This window comes from Paenibacillus sp. MT124 (assembly GCF_058792755.1).
On sequence record NZ_CM179500.1, the window covers coordinates 2,249,106 to 2,267,246 of the forward strand.

Consider the following 18,141-nt stretch of genomic DNA (forward strand, 5'->3'; position numbering starts at 1 on the left):
TATTGCAAATGTAGCAGACAGGGAGTGACGAACGTTGATTGATATACTGCTGGTGGATGACGAAACGTATGTAACGGAGAGTCTGGAAATGACCATTCCGTGGGGAGAGCTTGGAGTAACGACGGTGCTTCGTGCAGCGTCCGGCAAGGAAGCACTGGAGATTATGGAGGAAAATGCGGTCGATATCGTCGTTACCGATATTCGTATGCCCGGTATGAGCGGATTGGACCTGATTGAAGAGGTGAGCAGCAGATGGTCTCATATCCGCTGTATTCTGCTGACCGGACATAGTGATTTTGATTATGCCAAAAAGGCAATTCAGCTGCAGGCATCCGATTATATTCTGAAACCCGTGAATGATGAAGAATTTATGGCTTCGGTCTCTGCTGCGATTACGTCTCTCCGCGGGGAGTGGGATGAGTTTGATAAATATCATAGGCTCCTGTACAGCCGGAAATCGGATTATAAAATTTTGCGTGAAAATCTGATGCATGATCTGCTGCTTGGTCGTGAAATTACAACGCGTGCCCTTCGCGAACAGCTGCAGCAATATGAGATTGGACTTGAACCCGAAGAACCGGTGGTTATGCTCCTTATTCGTCTTACAGGCCGATTCTCTTCCATGGATCAGCAATCACTCGACCTGATGGACTTTGCGGTAGGCAACATCGCAGAGGAAGTTCTCGGAGACCAATTCAGAGTCTGGTTTGGACGAGGGCCGCATGAATGTCTGGTCATGTTTTTACAGCATCAGGGACCGGTGGAGGAAGCATCCATGAGCGAGGAGACATTGACCGGACCGGTGAATACTTTCCGGGAGCATGTCATTCGTTACCTGCAGGGAGATCTGTCCATGGTGGTTACACCGCCGTTTCCGTTTAAAGAAATGACTGCAGCTTACCGCCGAAGTCTGGGATCGCTGGTCCTTTCCGGACCGGAAGAGAACAAGATTATTTTCATGGACAAGGATAGATCCCTGCGGATGGAAAACGATGCAGCGCACGCGCTGGAAGAACTCTATAAACCTCCCGTTTTGCCCCAGTTGCTCGAAACGAAGCAGTGGGAAGCTGCAGCGAGCAAGCTTAATGCTGTATTTGACGCGGCAGATCGGGTGTGTTTGTCCAGAGAGCACGTGTATGAAATGTATTTGTCTGTGACCAATGCGTTCATGTATATCGCTCACAAGCAGGGTCATCTGGTGCACGAGATCGATCACGCAGGCTTTGACCTGCTGCTGGCACATCAGTTGATCCAATCTCCCGAACGGTTGCGACGCTGGGCTACGGAAATGCTTGCGAAGCTGCAGGAAGAGTTATCCGATCAGGCGGGAACCCAGAGCCGCAGGCATGTCATCAAGCAGGTTCAGGAGATGGTTACCCGAGATACGGGACAGGATCTGTCCGTGAAGATGATTGCCGACAAGGTATACCTGCATCCCGTGTATCTGTCGAAGATTTACAAAGCCGAAACGGGCGAAGGTCTTGGGGACTACATGATTCGCATGCGCATGGAACGTGCGCTGTATCTGCTGAAGAACAGCAACAAGAAGATTTACGAAATTACGAGTGAACTTGGATATCAAAATCCGCAATATTTCAGCAAAATGTTCAAAAAGCATTACGGCATGACGCCGAATGAATTCCGTGACCAGGCATAATTTCATCCTCCATTCCAATATATAGGTTGTCAAAGGTGCAGAAATCTTGTTTTCGTGACATAGGCTGAAAGGCCTGGCAGGCCTATAATGAAAGGGTAACCAAAACGATTGATTGAAGGGGGAACAACAATGAGAGCGAAATCTACAAAAAAGAGATGGCTGCCGCTCCTGGCTACGACAACGTGTTTGGCTGTCATTCTTGCTGCATGCGGTGGAGGCAGTGGCGGTGAGAGTGCGGGCTCCAGCACGTCTGCCATTGAAAACGAATACAAAGAAAAATATGATCCGGAAGTCACCATTACAACAGCATGGGGGATTGACCCGGAGCTGAAGTTCAAAAATGGGGAATCGATGGAAAATAACGTCGCAACCAAGTGGGCCAAAGAGAAGTTTGGGATCAATATCAAATCCCTGTGGTCTGTGACAGATACGAACAACGCATTCGCGACAAAACTTCGTCTGGCCATGTCTTCCGGTCAAGAGATGCCTGACGTGGTAACGGTAGGGGATAACCTGCTGGCTCAGGATTTGATTGATTCCGGCATGTATCAGGAAGTCGGTCCACTTTTCGATAAATACGCATCGGATACTTGGAAGAAAGCGATGGAGCAGGACCCGAACGTATGGAACCAGTACAGCCGTGATGGCAAAAGAATGGGTATACCGGTACTCGACTATGCCTACAACAATGACTATCTGCTCTGGATCCGTCAGGACTGGCTGGACAAGCTGAACATGAAAGCCCCAAAAACGATTGACGAACTGGAAACCGTAATGGAGGCGTTCAAAAACCAAAACCCGGATGGTTTGGCTCCCGACAAGGTCACTCCACTGAGCATCGGTTTCAAAACATCCATGAATACCTGGATGGGTGATCCATCCTGGATCTTCGGTGCCTACGGTACGTTGCCGTTCCAATGGAATTTGGGTGCAGATGGCAAGCTAGAGTATGGCTCCATCAACCCTGGCATGAAACAAGGTTTGGCCAAATTGAGTGAGTGGCTCAAAAAGGGATATATTCCACAGGAAGCAGCTTTGTGGGATGAGAACAAAACGGCAGAGCCTGCTGTGGCGGGAACGGCCGGTATTATTCCAGGCCCTTACTGGATGAGCGGATGGCCGCTGCTGGATACAGTGAAAAATGTACCAAGTGCCGTATGGAAGCCGATCGAAATTCCAGTAGGACCTGAAGGTAAAGCCATGCGTCATGGTACACAGTTTGTTAATGGTGTCGTTCTGATTAAGAAAGACATGGAGCATCCTGAAGCCTTCTTTACTTATGAGAACTACCTGTTCGACAACTATGCAGATCCTGCACCAGGAAGCCCTTATGATAATGGTCTGTTTGAAAAGTATGACTATCAATTGGATGCTGACGGCAAACAAATGCCGATCGATGATATTGAAGGCGGTTATGTCAACGTTGTCCGTTACCTGCTCGTTCGTGATGGTGCCCGTATTCCGGATGCACAGATGAAAGCGCTCTTGAACCTGGCAGACGGCAAAGAGCCTGAAACGAAGCTGGAGAAGGATGTGGCCGTTAACTATGGGCCAGAAACCCCTGCTGCTGCAAAAGTATTGCTCAGTCAGGAAGAAATTTCGTACAAAAACATGTTTACAGGTCCTACAACTGCGACGATGAAATCCAAGCTCGACTATCTGAACAAAATCGAGAATCAAGCATTCAACGAAATTATTTATGGTAAAAATCCTGTAGATGCGTTCGATACATTTGTACAAACGTGGAAATCGGGTGGCGGTGACCAAATCACACAAGAGGTCAACGAGTGGTATGAGAGCGTAAAAAAATAAGGATACAAGGAGCGTGCAGACCAGCCAGGTCTGCGCGCTTTTTTGTCGTTAGGAGAGCTTGATTTGCTTGATAGGGGTGCTAGCCCAAGAGGGAGGAATTGGCTGTAAATGCATCTAGTCCAAAGTGGTTGCTTTTGTGCCATTTATATTGCTTTTATGTGCTGTTTGACCTATGCAAACGATTGATATAATCGCAGTATAAGCCACTCAGGAAGCCTTGAGTAGGAAGAATTACAGGGGGAGCAATCATGAGAACTTTGAAACGAACTTGGCCATTTCACGTAATGCTGCTGCCAGCTATCATCTTTCTGATTATATTCAGTTATGTGCCTATGGGCGGAATTGTTATGGCATTTCAGAACTACAAACCATGGCTCGGCATCAGCGGCTCGGAGTGGGTCGGGCTTGATAATTTTAGATATTTATTTGAACGCGAGGACAGCCTGCAAGTCATTTGGAATACATTGATCATTGCTGTGCTAAAACTCATTTTTAACTTGTTTGTCCCGTTTGTGTTCGCGATTCTGCTCAATGAGGTTCGCAAGATGGCGATCCAGCGAACGATTCAAACCTTGGTGTATCTGCCTCACTTCTTGTCTTGGGTCATCCTGGGCGGAATTCTGATTGATCTGTTATCCACCGGAGGACTGGTGAACCGGGTACTCGGGGCATTCGGACTTGGGCCATATTTCTTCCTTGGCGATAACAGCTGGTTCCGACCAACGATCATTCTAACGGATGTGTGGAAGGAATTCGGCTATAACATGATTGTCTTCCTGGCTGCCCTTGCCGGCATTAACCCGGCGCTGTATGAAGCAGCAGAAATTGACGGAGCGGGTCGCTGGAAGCAGACGCTGCATATTACCATCCCGTCTCTTGTACCGATGCTGATGGTGGTTGGAACACTGGCACTGGGCAACGTGCTTAACGCCGGGTTCGATCAGATTTTCAACCTGTACAACCCGCTCGTATATCAAACGGGCGACATTATTGATACATTCGTATATCGTTCGGCGCTGGAAAATGGAGAGATGGGCTTCGCGACCGCAATTGGATTGTTTAAATCAGTCATCAGCATGATCTTGATCCTTGTATCATACAGCCTAGCCAAAAAATACGCCGGATATCGTATATTCTAATCGAATGAACGGAGAAAGAAGGGACCACGATGTATCATAAATCAACGCCTTATCGCGTGTTCAACGTCATTAATATTTGTTTTCTCATTTTGGTTGCCATTATGTGTATTGTACCGATGATTCATGTCCTGGCTGTATCCTTCAGTAACAAGGCTGCCGCAGACGCCAACCTCGTCAGCCTCTGGCCGGTAGGATTCTCACTTGAAGCATACAAAAAAACGATGAATAATCCGATTTTCCTAAACTCACTCTGGATTTCCTTGCTGCGGACCGTTATTGGTACGGGAATTACGTTGCTGATTACCTTTTTGGCGGCGTACCCGTTGTCGAAAGAAAATAATGAATTTAAAGGAAGAACCGTCTATTCATGGATTTTCGTTTTTAGTATGATTTTCAATGGGGGGCTGGTTCCCTTCTATATGGTCATTCAGAAAATCGGCCTAATGGATTCCTTCTGGGTGCTGGTGCTGCCGGGAGCTGTTAATACATTCCTCGTTATTCTGATGCTAAACTTCTTCCGGGGTATTCCGAAAGAGCTTGAGGAAGCGGCGTTGATGGATGGAGCGAATCACTTCAGAACGTTGTTCAGTATTTTCCTGCCGATTTCCATGCCATCGATCGCAACCATTGCACTGTTCAGTATGGTGTTCCACTGGAACTCATGGTTTGACGGATTGCTCTATATGAACAATGCTAAGGATTATCCTCTGGCTACTTTCATGCAGACCGTCATTATCAAACGTGATATGAGTACGATGGCCATGAACCCGAAAGAGATGGAGACCATTTCTCAAACCACGGTAAGAGCTGCACAAATCTTTATCGGAAGCGCCCCAATTCTGATTGTGTACCCGTTCCTGCAGCGTTTCTTTGTTAAAGGCATGACACTGGGTTCAGTTAAAGGCTGAGCCTGGTTGCTAAATCTAATCCAATGGAGGTTGAACAAGTGAGCAACTTGGAGAATAAGCCATTCATTCTTGGAATGGATGTGTCTTTTATGGATGAAATTGAACAGCATGGAGGGAGCTACAGCGACACGGACGGCAAGGAACAGGACCTGCTGTCCATCCTGAAGCTGAACGGTGCCAATGCGATTCGACTGCGGATCTGGAACGATCCTGTCGGAGGATTCTGCAATCTGGAGCGAACCGTAACGATTGCCAAACGGATCAAAGAACAAGGGCTGCAATTTCTCCTCGACTTCCATTACTCGGATCGCTGGGCAGACCCAGCCAACCAGTGGAAGCCCAAAGCGTGGGAGAATCTGTCTTATGAAGAGCTTCAACGGGCGGTGTGCACCTATACAGCAGATGTGCTTCGCACGTTAAAAGAACATGACGCGCTGCCTGACATGGTACAGGTCGGGAATGAAATTACCCCAGGCATGCTGTGGGATGAAGGACGGGTGAGCGGTGAAGAGCATGACACCGACGAACAGTGGGAACGTTTTGCAGGCCTGGTGAAGTACGGTATTGCTGCTGTTAAATCCGTTGATTCCAATATCAACATCATGATCCATATTGATCGTGGCGGGGATAACGTGGAAAGCCGAAAGTTTTACGACCGTTTCGAAGCGCTTGGCGTGGAGTTCGATACGATTGGACTCTCGTACTATCCCTGGTGGCATGGAACGTTGGACGCGCTGCGTGACAATTTGCATGACCTGGCCGCCAGATACGGCAAGCCCATTAACGTGGTTGAGACCGCTTATCCCTGGACATTGGAACAACCCGAAGATCACGAGTGGATTCTGAATCAGGAAGATCTGCTGCTGCCAGGTTATCCGGCAAGTGTGGAAGGCCAAGCGCGCTACCTGCAGGACTTACTTCAGATTATTCGTGAGGTTCCGGGAGGATTGGGTCAAGGTTTTTACTACTGGGAGCCTGCATGGATCCCGAGTAAGCCGGAATGGTCTGTTGGACATCCGAACAACTGGGGCAATTTGACGATGTTTGATTTTAAAGGCCGCAAATTGGAATCGTTTACAGCTTTGAAGGCTGATGTAACTTCGGAAGAATTTGAAACGGATACACCGAAGGGCTCGGCATTAATCAGATAGAGAGCTATTAACATAAGGATAAGGAGACTCGAAATATGATTTATAAATATCCACCTGTAAGTACGAAGGTGCCGCACATGCTGCATGGTGCAGATTATAACCCGGAGCAATGGCTCAAATATCCTGAGGTGCTGGAAGAAGATATCCGCCTGATGAAGCTTGCCAAGTGCAACGTGATGTCCATTGGCATCTTCTCGTGGGTATCCCTTGAACCGGAGGAAGGAGTATACACCTTTGAATGGCTGGATCGTGTTTTGGATACGTTTGCAGCGAATGGAATCTACGCCTTTCTTGCGACGCCGAGCGGTGCAAGACCTGCATGGATGTCCGCCAAGTACCCGGAAGTATTGCGTGTAGGAGCCAATCGGGTTCGCAACCTGCACGGTTTCCGTCATAATCATTGTTATACATCTCCCGTATACCGGGAAAAGGTAACGGCGATCAATACCAAACTCGCCGAACGTTATTCGAAGCATCCTGCGATTATCGGCTGGCATATTTCCAATGAATTTGGCGGCGATTGCCATTGTGATTATTGTCAGGAGGCTTTTCGCGGCTGGGTGAAAAATAAATATGGCACGCTTGATGAATTGAATCATTCCTGGTGGACTACGTTCTGGAGCCATACGGTTACAGACTGGAGTCAGGTGGAATCGCCTTCGCCGCATGGTGAGACACAGGTGCATGCCATGAATCTGGACTGGCGCCGCTTCGTTACGGATCAGACAGCAGACTTCATTGTGCATGAAACAAAACCGCTCAAAGCAAGTAATCCGGATCTGCCTGTAACGACCAATCTGATGGAATTTTATGAAGGGTTGAACTACTGGAAATTTGCCGACATTCTGGACTTCCTGTCCTGGGACAGCTATCCGACATGGCATGATGCGGACGAGGAAGATAAACAGGCCTCCAGAATAGCAATGATGCATGACATCGTTCGTTCTATCAAAGGTGGGCAGCCGTTCCTGCTGATGGAGAGTACGCCAAGTTCTACGAACTGGCAGGAGACCAGCAAGCTGAAACGTCCAGGCATGCATCTGCTGTCTTCTCTTCAAGCGGTAGCGCATGGTTCGGATAGTGTGCAGTACTTCCAATGGAGAAAGAGCAGAGGCTCCAGCGAGAAGCTGCATGGTGCTGTCGTGGATCATGTTGGACATGAACACACCCGTGTGTTCAAGGATGTGACGGACGTAGGCACGGCTCTGGAAGGAATGGAAGCGGTTGTAGGCACGTCCGTACCGGCAGAAGTGGCCATCATTTTCGATTGGGAGAACCGCTGGGCAGTGAAGGATTCCCAGGGACCACGTAATATTGGCGTGAAGTATGAGCAAACGGTAGAGTGGCATTATGATGCATTTTGGAAAAAAGGAGTACCTGTGGACGTGATCGATATGGAAGCCGATCTATCCAAGTACAAATTGCTGATCGCACCGATGCTCTACCTTGTGCGGGAAGGTGTAGGCGAACGGATTGAGCGATTTGTTGAAAATGGCGGTACATTCGTTGGAACCTATTGGTCAGGGATCGTCAATGAGAATGACCTATGCTTCCTGGGAGGTTTCCCCGGTCCGCTTCGCAAAACGTTTGGGATCTGGTCTGAAGAGATCGACGGGCTGCATGACCGGGATCAGAATGGGGCGATTCCTGTGAGCGGAAACGAGCTCGGTCTGCAGACTGAATACGATGCCATCGAATTATGTGATCTTGTCCATCTGGAAGGTGCGGAGACGCTGGCAACCTATCGTTCAGACTTTTATGCCGGACGACCTGCATTGACCGTTAACCGATTGGGGTCGGGTAAAGCGTATTATATCGCAACGCGTTTCACTGCACCGTTCTACGATGATTTCTATGGCAAGCTCATTGTCGATCTGGGAATTGAACGTGCACTCGATACCAAACTTCCTGCAGGAGTCACTGCGCATCTGCGAACTGATGGTACATCCGATTATGTATTTGTACAGAACTATACGCCGGAAACCAAGCAGCTTGAACTGGATAAGCAATCTTATACGGACCTGCTACATGGCGATGAAGTTCATGCTCAGTTGGATCTGCAGCCGTATGACATTCGTGTCTTGAGAAGACCGGCCGCACGAAAATAAGATACATGAGAAAGACCGTCCTACACGTCAGATCAGACGTAAGGGCGGTCTTTTTTTGTATAAAGTCATGTAGCAGTTGTCACTTTTTCTGGACAAGATAAAGGAAAAGAGTGCATGTACAGCGAAGAGAAACAGGTAACGTGCAACTCAAGACTTTCAGTCTGGGAGGAATTGGAATGAATCAGAGAAATCTGGACGGCAACAGCATTATTATTCGGCTGGAAATGACAACGAAAGATATCAAGTTTGGCGAAGTGGCCTCGGCCATCTCGGAAGCTGGGGGAGACATCATTGCCATCGACGTGATTTCGACCAATCAGGATGTGAGTGTGCGCGACTTGACAGTTGCGGTAACGGATGCGCAGGATAACAGCAAAATCATAGAAGCGGTACGCCAGCTCAAAGGTGTGTCCATTATTAACGTGTCTGACCGCACGTTTCTGCTGCACCTTGGCGGCAAAATCGAAGTCACTCCCAAAACGCCGATTCATAACCGGGAAGACTTGTCACGTGTTTATACACCAGATGTGGCTCGTGTATGTTCGGCGATTGCCGATGAACCGGGCAAGGCATTTTCGCTGACCATCAAACGGAACACGGTGGCCGTTGTATCCGATGGCAGTGCCGTGCTCGGACTGGGGAACATTGGACCTCGCGCAGCGATGCCGGTTATGGAAGGAAAGGCTATGCTGTTTAAGCAGTTTGCCGGTGTGGATGCATTTCCTATCTGCCTGGATACACAGGATACCGAGGAGATCATCCGTACGGTGAAAGCGATTTCACCTGCTTTTGGCGGTATTAATCTGGAGGATATCTCCTCTCCGCGATGCTTTGAAATTGAACGAAGACTGAATGAGGAACTGGACATTCCCGTGTTTCATGATGACCAGCATGGTACCGCAGTTGTGTTATATGCCGGTCTGATTAATGCGCTCAAACTTGTCGGCAAATCCATTAACGATGTGAAGATCGTTGTCTGTGGTATTGGCGCCGCAGGGGTGGCCTGCAGCAATATTCTCCTGTCCGCTGGAGCAAGCCGGTTAATCGGTGTTGACCGTGAGGGAGCGATTGTACGGACACAAACCTATGAAAATGAGGTATGGAGTGATTATGCTTCGCGAACCAATCCGGAGCTGGAGTCGGGTTCATTGCGGGATGTTATTCGAGGAGCAGACGTGTTTATCGGATTATCCCGTGGCAATCTGTTAACCCGTGAAGATGTGCAATCCATGGCTGAGGACCCTATCGTATTTGCGATGGCAAACCCGGTACCGGAGATTATGCCGGCTGTGGCGGAGGATATCGTGGCCGTCATGGCTACAGGCCGTTCGGATTATCCGAATCAGATTAATAACGTGCTTTGTTTCCCGGGGATGTTCAGAGCAGTTCTGGACTGCCGTGCGACGGAGATTAATGAAGAAATGAAACTCGCAGCCGCGAAGGCCATTGCTTCTGCCATCTCGGATGAGGAACGTACACGTTATTATATTATTCCAAGCGTATTCAATGATAAGGTGGTCAAGTCGATCCGTAAGCGTGTAGTTGAAGCGGCAGTGAGAACTGGTGTTGCCCGGCGTGTGCCGCGTGAACAGGCCCGAGAAGGCGGGGAAGAGTAATCGTGGACGACAAATCCAGTCTGACAATGAATATATCCGGACATCCTGAGCATGTAGATGGTACATCTGCCAGAGAGGCCATCCTTGGAGCCGCCCGAGCCTTTGTCCAGGGGGAAGCCGGGAAGCATACGGACGGTCATGATTGGCCGCATATTGAACGAGTTACGGCGCTTGCTGTTGAGCTTGCCCATCGAATGGGAGCAGACCCTTTTGTCTGTGAGCTGGCTGCACTGCTGCATGATGTGCCGGATGAGAAACTGAACGAAAGTCTGGAAGCCGGGATGGAGAAGCTGAATCGATGGCTGGATGATCAGCAGCTTGAACCGGACACCCGGGAAGCTGTTGTTAACATCATCAGCACGATCTCCTTCGCAGGAGGGCAGCGTCCGGCTGTCTCTTCGCTGGAAGCTCAAGTCGTGCAGGATGCAGACCGACTGGATGCGATGGGGGCCATAGGTATCGCACGCACGTTTGCTTTTGCAGGAGCGCGAGGCCGTGAAATGTATGATCCAGCCCTTCCGCCGCGGGAGCAGATGACCCGGGAGGAATATCGAAATGGACGGAGCACGACAATTAATCACTTTTACGAGAAGCTCTTTAAACTGAAGGATCTCATGAATACATCCTATGGCAAGGAACTGGCCGAGCAGCGCCATGCGTTTATGGTGGAGTTCGTGGAGCAGTTCAAGCGGGAGTGGGAAGGGACAGATCGTTAAGCACCCTTGGACTTGGTGAAACGATAACCAAACCCATATACTAGCAAACCTTTGGTGGTGGTAAATACCACATTCCAAAGGTTTGCTTTTTTTTGCAAGAAAACAGGTTATCTAATCTTGTGAAATAAACATTATGAGGAATCACATGGTAACCACATAGCGTCCGTGGTAAAATAAGTCGTTCTGATAAAAATTATGTTGAAGTTACATGGCTACGGAACATTAAAAGGAGCTGCTGTTATCGTTAATGGATGAAAAAGTGGAGTATTGGATCAAAATAATTCAACAAAAAAAGAAATACGGGGTAATAATGATTATTAATGGTTTAGTTCAAAATGAGAGTACAGGTAAGGAGGGGTTACCGTGTCGTTTGGAGCACGCGTGCTTAAGACAGGAATTGCGGTAACGCTTGCTCTGTACCTGAGCATGTTCTTGAATCCGCAGTCACCGGTACCGGCTGCCATAGCTGCCATCTTCGCGATGCAGCCATCAATCTATCGTTCCTGGAAGTATTTCCTGGATCAATTGCAGACAACTACGCTTGGAGCCATTGTTGCCCTCTTGGGCGGTATGGTATTGTCCAATGAGCCAATCGCAGTGGGATTGATCATTGTGCTTGTTATTATGATTTGTCTTAAACTGAATATGGGTGAAACTGTAGGGCTGACTCTAGTTACCGTCGTTTCCATTATGGAAGCTTCAGGTGACTGGCACTTTGCATTGAACCGGTTCCTGCTGACGCTTGTTGGTATTGTATCCGCGTTTCTCATTAATATCACGGTATTCCCGCCTAAGCCCAAGGTGCAGTTTGTGAAGCAGATCCAGAATGTGTTCAACAGCATGTCCCTGCTTTTACGCACGTCCATCTCGGATGAGATCAAGGAAGTCGTTTTCAGGGATGAGAAGGGCAGTCTGGGTGGTTCCATCAAATCGCTCTCGGATAAGTACAATTTGTTTGAGGAAGAACAGAAGAAAATGAAGCGTTCCAAATTCAGCGAGACGCGGCAGATGGTTGTATATAAACAAATGCTGCTGAGCCTGCAAAAAGGGTATGACGTGCTGGATTCCGTGGAGCGGCATTATTTCCAGGCACAGCGGACGCCGGAGATGGATCAGTTTTTTGATACACATCTCGAATTGGTCATTAAATTCCACGAGCACGCCCTGCTCAAATTCGAGGATAAGTTGAAGCCAAACGGGGAAGAGGCAGCACAGTTTATATTGGATAATGATCGGTTCATGGAACAAGCCATTTCCCAGTTTGATATCGATCAGGAAGGCATGCTGAGACTATCTATCGTTGCTGCAGCAATATACGATTACGGATATCAGCTGGAACGGCTCAACAGGCTTGCCGAACATGTGCATAGCTCCACGGAAGACAACGAATCACAGGATAAGATCCTGAACTGGCTTAAGTGGCCTTAACAGCAATTGCACACAGGCTTCCCAATCAGATACAATAGAAATACAACGTGCAGCCCGGACAACTGTGTCCGGGTTGTTTTGTATACATAACTAACGGATAAAGGTCATCTTAGTGAACCGAGGGAGAATAATATGAACGATAAACATCTTAATCCAGAATTTGTTGAATGGCTGAGTGGTGATCAATTGGAGGAGAAACAGCATGAGGCCATGCAGCTGCTAACCGTGTCAGAGGATGGATGGCCGCATCAGGCCATGATTAGTGTGGGGGAGATCATTGCTATGAACCCAAATACACTTAGACTCGCATTATGGCCAGGGACACAAACAAGTATGAATATGAACAGAACAGGCAAGGCTACCTTGATTGCCGTACATGAGCATAAGTTGCTGTATGTGCGCTTGGAGATCAGAGCACTTCCTCCATTGAAGGAAGCTATTCATCCTAGAGATCGGTATGAGGCTCGAGTGACGGGCGTACGCGTGGATCGTGCTCCGTATGCTGACATCACCACAGGCATCACGTTTCAACTAAAAGACGAAGCAGCATCCATATCAAGATGGAAAGAGTCGATTGCAGAATTGCGTCATTAGAAGACGAACCATATCTATATTCATCCATTTCAAGGGTAATAATAAAGAGGTCTATTGGAACGATGCCCTTAGTATATAAGGTTAGTATTTAAGGGTGGAAACAACAAAAAACGCCTCCGCTTGCATCGGGACGCTGTCACTGGTACAATAAAAAATGGTTTTCAGAAAATTAGAACAAATTAACATAAAATTAAAATGTTTACTTTCTAATTAATTATACCATAGCCTTTTCGGGCTTGTCAAATGGGCTTTTGAGGACACAATCCGGGGAAAGAGGGGCGTATTAACATATGAGTACTGACCAGCAATGGAGCGAGGAGCAGCAGCGAGTAGACATCGTAACCGATCAGATCGAGCGGAAAATAACCGACCTTGAAAAGGAGGTTGGGTCTTTCCGGGATGAAGTTGTGGAGATGAGAAAGGACTTCTGGGATGAAGTCACCATGAACTTCAGTGAGGCGGATGATGTTGGGGAAACATCGACCAGCATGCGGCAGCAATCGCAGGTCCTGTCTGATCGGGAGCGCAGTCATCTGAATACGGCAGCAGCGCTGGACAAAATGAAACGACTGCATCACTCGCCCTATTTTGGACGTATCGATTTTAAGGAAGACGGTTATCCGCAAGCAGAGCGGATTTATCTGGGTATTGCCTCACTGCTGGATGAGAAGGAAGAGTCCTTCCTGGTCTACGACTGGCGAGCGCCGATATCCAATCTATATTACGATGGTGCCCCCGGACCAATTACTTACCATACACCAAGCGGGGAAATCAGTGGCGATATCGAAATGAAACGACAGTTTGTCATTCGGGATGGGCGCATCCGTTTTATGTTCGATACCGGGGTTACCATTGGAGATGAACTTCTTCAGGCGGTGCTGAGCCGTACATCGGATGCACAGATGAAAAGCATTGTGGCGACCATTCAAAAGGAACAAAACCGAATTATCCGTAATGACCGTACACGTATGCTGATTGTGCAGGGAGCAGCCGGCAGCGGGAAAACGTCAGCTGCATTGCAGCGTGTAGCCTACCTTCTATACAAGTATCGCGAGCATTTGCAGGCCGATCAGATGGTGCTCTTTTCACCGAACCCGATGTTCAACAGTTACGTCTCCACGGTACTGCCTGAGCTTGGGGAAGAAAATATGCTGCAAACGACGTTTCAGGAGTACCTGGAACGCAGGCTTGGCCGCGAATATCAGCTGGAGGATCCATTCATTCAGCTTGAATACGTCCTCTCCAATATGGAGGATCCAGGATACACGGCGCGCATGTCAGGCATCCGCTTCAAGTCTTCCGAAGCCTTCCTGAAAGTGATTACGCAATTCAAGGACAGCCTGATGTCGGAAGGCATGAAATTCAAACCGGTGCGGTTCCAGGGACAGGCGGTTGTCACAGCGGAGGCGATGGCTGAGAAATTCTACAGCTTCGGGTCATCCGTGAAGCTGGTGAATCGTCTGGAAATGCTGCGGGACTGGATGCTGAAGGAATTGTCGGCCTTTGGCAAAAGTGAATTGGAAGCACCTTGGGTTGATCAGCAGCTGGATCTGATGGAACCGGAAGATCTGCAGCGTGCTTATCAGCGGCTGAAGCGCAAACAAAAGGGGAAAGTGGATACATTCGATGATTTTGCACAGGAACGGGAGATCTTGGCCCGCATGGTGGTTAGTGATCGGCTCAAGCCATTGCGGAAGTGGATCAAATCGCTGCGATTCGTGGATATTCGCCAGTTGTATGCGCATCTGTTCCAGGACCAGGCACAGATGATTCGTCTGCTGGAAGGCGAGGCACTGCCTGCCCACTGGGATGAAATCTGTAGCATGACCCTTCGCCGAATGAAAGTACAGGAACTGGCTTATGAGGATATTACCCCTTATCTGTATTTGCGGGAGCTGCTGCTTGGGTTCCATATCAACTCGAATATAAGACATGTGATTATTGACGAGGCACAGGATTATTCTGCGTTTCAGCTGGCTTTCATGAAAAGACTGTTTCCACGGGCGAAAATAACGGCCTTGGGTGATTTTAATCAGGCGATCTACGCCCATTCTTCAGTACTTCGTGGGACTGGACCACTCACAAATCTGTATGGACCAGAGAATACCGAAGTGATCGAACTCACGCGGAGCTACCGTTCAACACAGGAGATTGTGGAGTTTACAAGGGGGATGGTTCCCGGTGGGGAAGAGATTATTCCGTTCAATCGCAGCGGCGAGAAGCCGGCAGTCATTGTGTCATCCAATACGGAGGAGCATATGAAGAAGATTGCAGCGGATCTTAGCCATCTCATTCAGGAAGAGTATGAATCGGTTGCGGTAATCTGTAAGACGGCGGAAGAGAGCAAGGAAGTTCATGAGGCGTTAAGCCGCGTACTGCCTGCTGCACCGAAATTGATTAAGAAGACAACACTTGCCTTCGAACGGGGTGTGCATGTCATACCGGCATACCTTGCAAAAGGGGTGGAGTTTGATGCAGTGCTGATCTATGACGGTTCAGCAGAACAATATGCGCAGGAGCACGAGCGCAAACTGTTCTATACGGCGTGTACCCGAGCGATGCACCTGCTCCATGTGTACAGCCTTGGTAAACCAAGTCCGTTCATAACCTCACAACCGCAGCAATTATATGCCATTAACCATGTATCTGCGGCTCAAACAGATTAAACAAGGTGATCCTTTTATATGAGAAGACTTCCGTTCCCTAGAACGGGAGTCTTTCTATGTAGGGTAAGGTTTTGAATATGATAAACGCAGTGGAAGAGCAAGGCTGGATAACGATTCCTGACATAAGAATGAATGGGTTTAGTTCCGTGGATAATTATTGAGCTTGAATTTGTACTCATGCACAATTGGTGGGAATTTTCTTTACACATGCCGTGCGGACTCATATAATCGTAACAATATATTTTTTTGGGATCGTTAATGAATGAAGGAGGCAATGGCATGAACAAACCATCTTTTGAACGGCCATTAATGGCAGATTGTGTGCCTGATCTGGTAGCAACAGCGCGAGGAGATATGAAGGCAACATTAGTGATTCGGGGCGGGACGCTGGTTAATGTCATCTCGGGTGAAATTTTGCCGGATATGTCCGTTGCGGTGCAGGGAGCTCGGATTGCTTATGTTGGCAAAGATGTGAGTCATACCATCGGAGAGCATACACGTATTATTGAAGCAAAAGGGAAATACATTGCTCCAGGATTACTGGACGGACATTGCCACATTGAGAGCACGCAGATGAAGGTGACGGAGTTTGCGAGAGCCGTACTGCCTTCCGGTACAACCGGTGGTTTTTTTGACCCGCATGAGATTTCCAACGTACTCGGACTCAAGGGTCTGCGGCTTATGCTGGATGAAGCGAGAACGACGCCGCTCGCAGCCTATATGCAGGTGGCTTCCTGTGTGCCTTCAACACATCCTGGTTTGGAGACGACAGGAGCTTATATCGGGCCTGAGGAAGTGGCTGAGGCTCTCTCCTGGGGCCCTGACATGATTGGGCTTGGTGAGGTCATGAACTTCCCGGGTGTCGTATACGGGGATGAAACGATGATAGGAGAAATCCAGGCTACGCTGCGGGCTGGCAAGGTGGCGGACGGTCACTTTACCTGGGCAGCGGATGACTGGCGTTTACCTGTTTATGCGGCAAGCGGAGTGACTGGAGACCATGAATGTGTGACGAAGGAAGATGTCGTGGAGCGTCTGAGACTTGGCATGTATGCCAAAATGCGGCAGGGATCAGCGTGGCATGATGTGGCCGAAACGATCAAAGCCTGTACCGAACTCGGACTGGATACTCGCCGAATGATGCTGGTGACCGATGATCGGAGTTCGGAATCGCTGCTCAAAGAAGGACACATGGATTTCGTCGTCCGACTGGCTATCTCGCAGGGGGTCAAACCCGTGACTGCCTTCCAAATGGCAACGATAAACACAGCGGAACGTTTCGGTGTGGCTCGTGATATTGGGGCCGTTATCCCTGGCAATATAGCTGATATTATCTTACTGGATGGCCGACTGGCAGATGTGCGTGTTGGCATGACGATTGCTGCCGGGCATGTTGTCGCAGAGAATGGGAAGATGACGGCCGTCTGGGATAGCTTCACTTATCCGGAGGAAGCGTTGAATACGGTGAAGCTGGAAGCTAATATTCAGCCGAAAGATATGGAACTGCAAGCGCCGATTGCCGAGGGAGCCATTGGGGCCAAAATCATTCATGTGACCGAAAACCATGTGGATACGAAAGAAAGACATGTTCCTGTACCTGTGCAAAACGGTAAGGTAGCTGTTTCCAAAACGGGGGATATCTGCAAAATTGCAGTACTGGAACGGCATAAGCAAACCGGTAACAAGGCAGTTGCACTTGTAGGCGGCATTGGATTCACACGCCCTGCAGCCATTGCGATGACAGTAGCTCATGACAGTCACAATCTTCTCGTTATCGGTAACGATGATACCTTGATGGCGGAGGCAGGTAATCGGGTAATTCGCATGCAAGGCGGGGTTGCCGTGATTACGGATGAAGGTGTAACCGAGTTTCCACTTCGGATCGCAGGATTAATGTCCACCGAGCCCTTTGAAGAAGTCGCTGCACAATCTGCTGCAATCAGCGAAGCACTGCAATCGGCAGGCTGTACTCTGAATAATGCCTTCATGACACTTTCCCTGCTTGCTCTGGTCGTTATTCCTGAGCTGCGTTTATCGGATAAGGGGTTAGTACGGATCTCGGCAGACGGAATTGAGCTGGTGACGTTATTTGACGAGACAACGGAAAGCAGCCCAATTACCCCTACTGGATCATAACCTGGGAGTATGTTTTCTCATGCTAGCTGGTTTGTAAGAACGTGATGAACAGAAATGACAAAGATAGATGGATGAATGTTTCTATGTAAGACGGAAGTCGCCTTTATGGCGGCTTTTTTTGTTTCTTTTTAGAGAAAACGCTTCCTAGGTCTTCTGTTGGTCATTCGTATATGGCAATAACGACAGAAGTTGTGGAAATTTTCTGTATAA

Annotated in this window: 12 protein-coding genes; all 12 read left to right on the plus strand. The window is 48.5% G+C overall.

All coding sequences use genetic code 11. The features are described 5' to 3' along the window. Nucleotides 1-34: 34 nt before the first annotated feature. The 12 genes from AC3RCI_RS10505 (at nucleotide 35) to ade (ending at nucleotide 17,931) form a co-directional block, all read left to right on the plus strand. On the plus strand, nucleotides 35-1,657 hold the full coding sequence (locus AC3RCI_RS10505; RefSeq protein ID WP_127536367.1) for a response regulator: 1,623 nt from the start codon (nucleotides 35-37) through the stop codon (nucleotides 1,655-1,657). A gap of 129 nt (nucleotides 1,658-1,786) precedes the next feature. After that, complete coding sequence (locus tag AC3RCI_RS10510) at nucleotides 1,787-3,469, plus strand: type 2 periplasmic-binding domain-containing protein (protein WP_492528884.1); 1,683 nt, start codon at nucleotides 1,787-1,789, stop codon at nucleotides 3,467-3,469. A 248-nt stretch (nucleotides 3,470-3,717) separates the two neighbouring features. Beyond that, the gene (locus AC3RCI_RS10515) at nucleotides 3,718-4,608 is read left to right on the plus strand and encodes an ABC transporter permease (protein ID WP_336779558.1); all 891 of its coding nucleotides are present in this window, start codon (nucleotides 3,718-3,720) and stop codon (nucleotides 4,606-4,608) included. A 29-nt stretch (nucleotides 4,609-4,637) separates the two neighbouring features. Continuing rightward, nucleotides 4,638-5,516: a carbohydrate ABC transporter permease gene (locus AC3RCI_RS10520; RefSeq protein ID WP_062321957.1), complete on the plus strand. Its 879-nt coding sequence runs from the start codon at nucleotides 4,638-4,640 to the stop codon at nucleotides 5,514-5,516. A gap of 38 nt (nucleotides 5,517-5,554) precedes the next feature. Further along, complete coding sequence (locus tag AC3RCI_RS10525) at nucleotides 5,555-6,667, plus strand: glycoside hydrolase family 53 protein (RefSeq protein ID WP_492528886.1); 1,113 nt, start codon at nucleotides 5,555-5,557, stop codon at nucleotides 6,665-6,667. A gap of 35 nt (nucleotides 6,668-6,702) precedes the next feature. Continuing rightward, on the plus strand, nucleotides 6,703-8,775 hold the full coding sequence (locus AC3RCI_RS10530) for a beta-galactosidase (RefSeq protein WP_492528888.1): 2,073 nt from the start codon (nucleotides 6,703-6,705) through the stop codon (nucleotides 8,773-8,775). 176 nt (nucleotides 8,776-8,951) lie between these two features. Next, the gene (locus AC3RCI_RS10535; protein ID WP_336779562.1) at nucleotides 8,952-10,391 is read left to right on the plus strand and encodes an NAD-dependent malic enzyme; all 1,440 of its coding nucleotides are present in this window, start codon (nucleotides 8,952-8,954) and stop codon (nucleotides 10,389-10,391) included. A 2-nt stretch (nucleotides 10,392-10,393) separates the two neighbouring features. Next, a complete protein-coding gene (locus AC3RCI_RS10540) occupies nucleotides 10,394-11,107 on the plus strand; it encodes an HD domain-containing protein (protein WP_492528890.1) in 714 nt (237 codons plus the stop codon). Nucleotides 11,108-11,470: 363 nt separating this feature from the next. Continuing rightward, a complete protein-coding gene (locus AC3RCI_RS10545) occupies nucleotides 11,471-12,535 on the plus strand; it encodes an FUSC family protein (protein ID WP_095358767.1) in 1,065 nt (354 codons plus the stop codon). Nucleotides 12,536-12,667: 132 nt separating this feature from the next. Beyond that, the gene (locus AC3RCI_RS10550; protein ID WP_492528892.1) at nucleotides 12,668-13,129 is read left to right on the plus strand and encodes a pyridoxamine 5'-phosphate oxidase family protein; all 462 of its coding nucleotides are present in this window, start codon (nucleotides 12,668-12,670) and stop codon (nucleotides 13,127-13,129) included. 290 nt (nucleotides 13,130-13,419) lie between these two features. Further along, on the plus strand, nucleotides 13,420-15,795 hold the full coding sequence (helD, locus tag AC3RCI_RS10555) for an RNA polymerase recycling motor HelD (protein WP_336779565.1): 2,376 nt from the start codon (nucleotides 13,420-13,422) through the stop codon (nucleotides 15,793-15,795). Between the two features lie 279 nt (nucleotides 15,796-16,074). Beyond that, on the plus strand, nucleotides 16,075-17,931 hold the full coding sequence (gene ade / locus AC3RCI_RS10560; RefSeq protein ID WP_492528894.1) for an adenine deaminase: 1,857 nt from the start codon (nucleotides 16,075-16,077) through the stop codon (nucleotides 17,929-17,931). The last annotated feature ends 210 nt before the right edge of the window (nucleotides 17,932-18,141 follow it).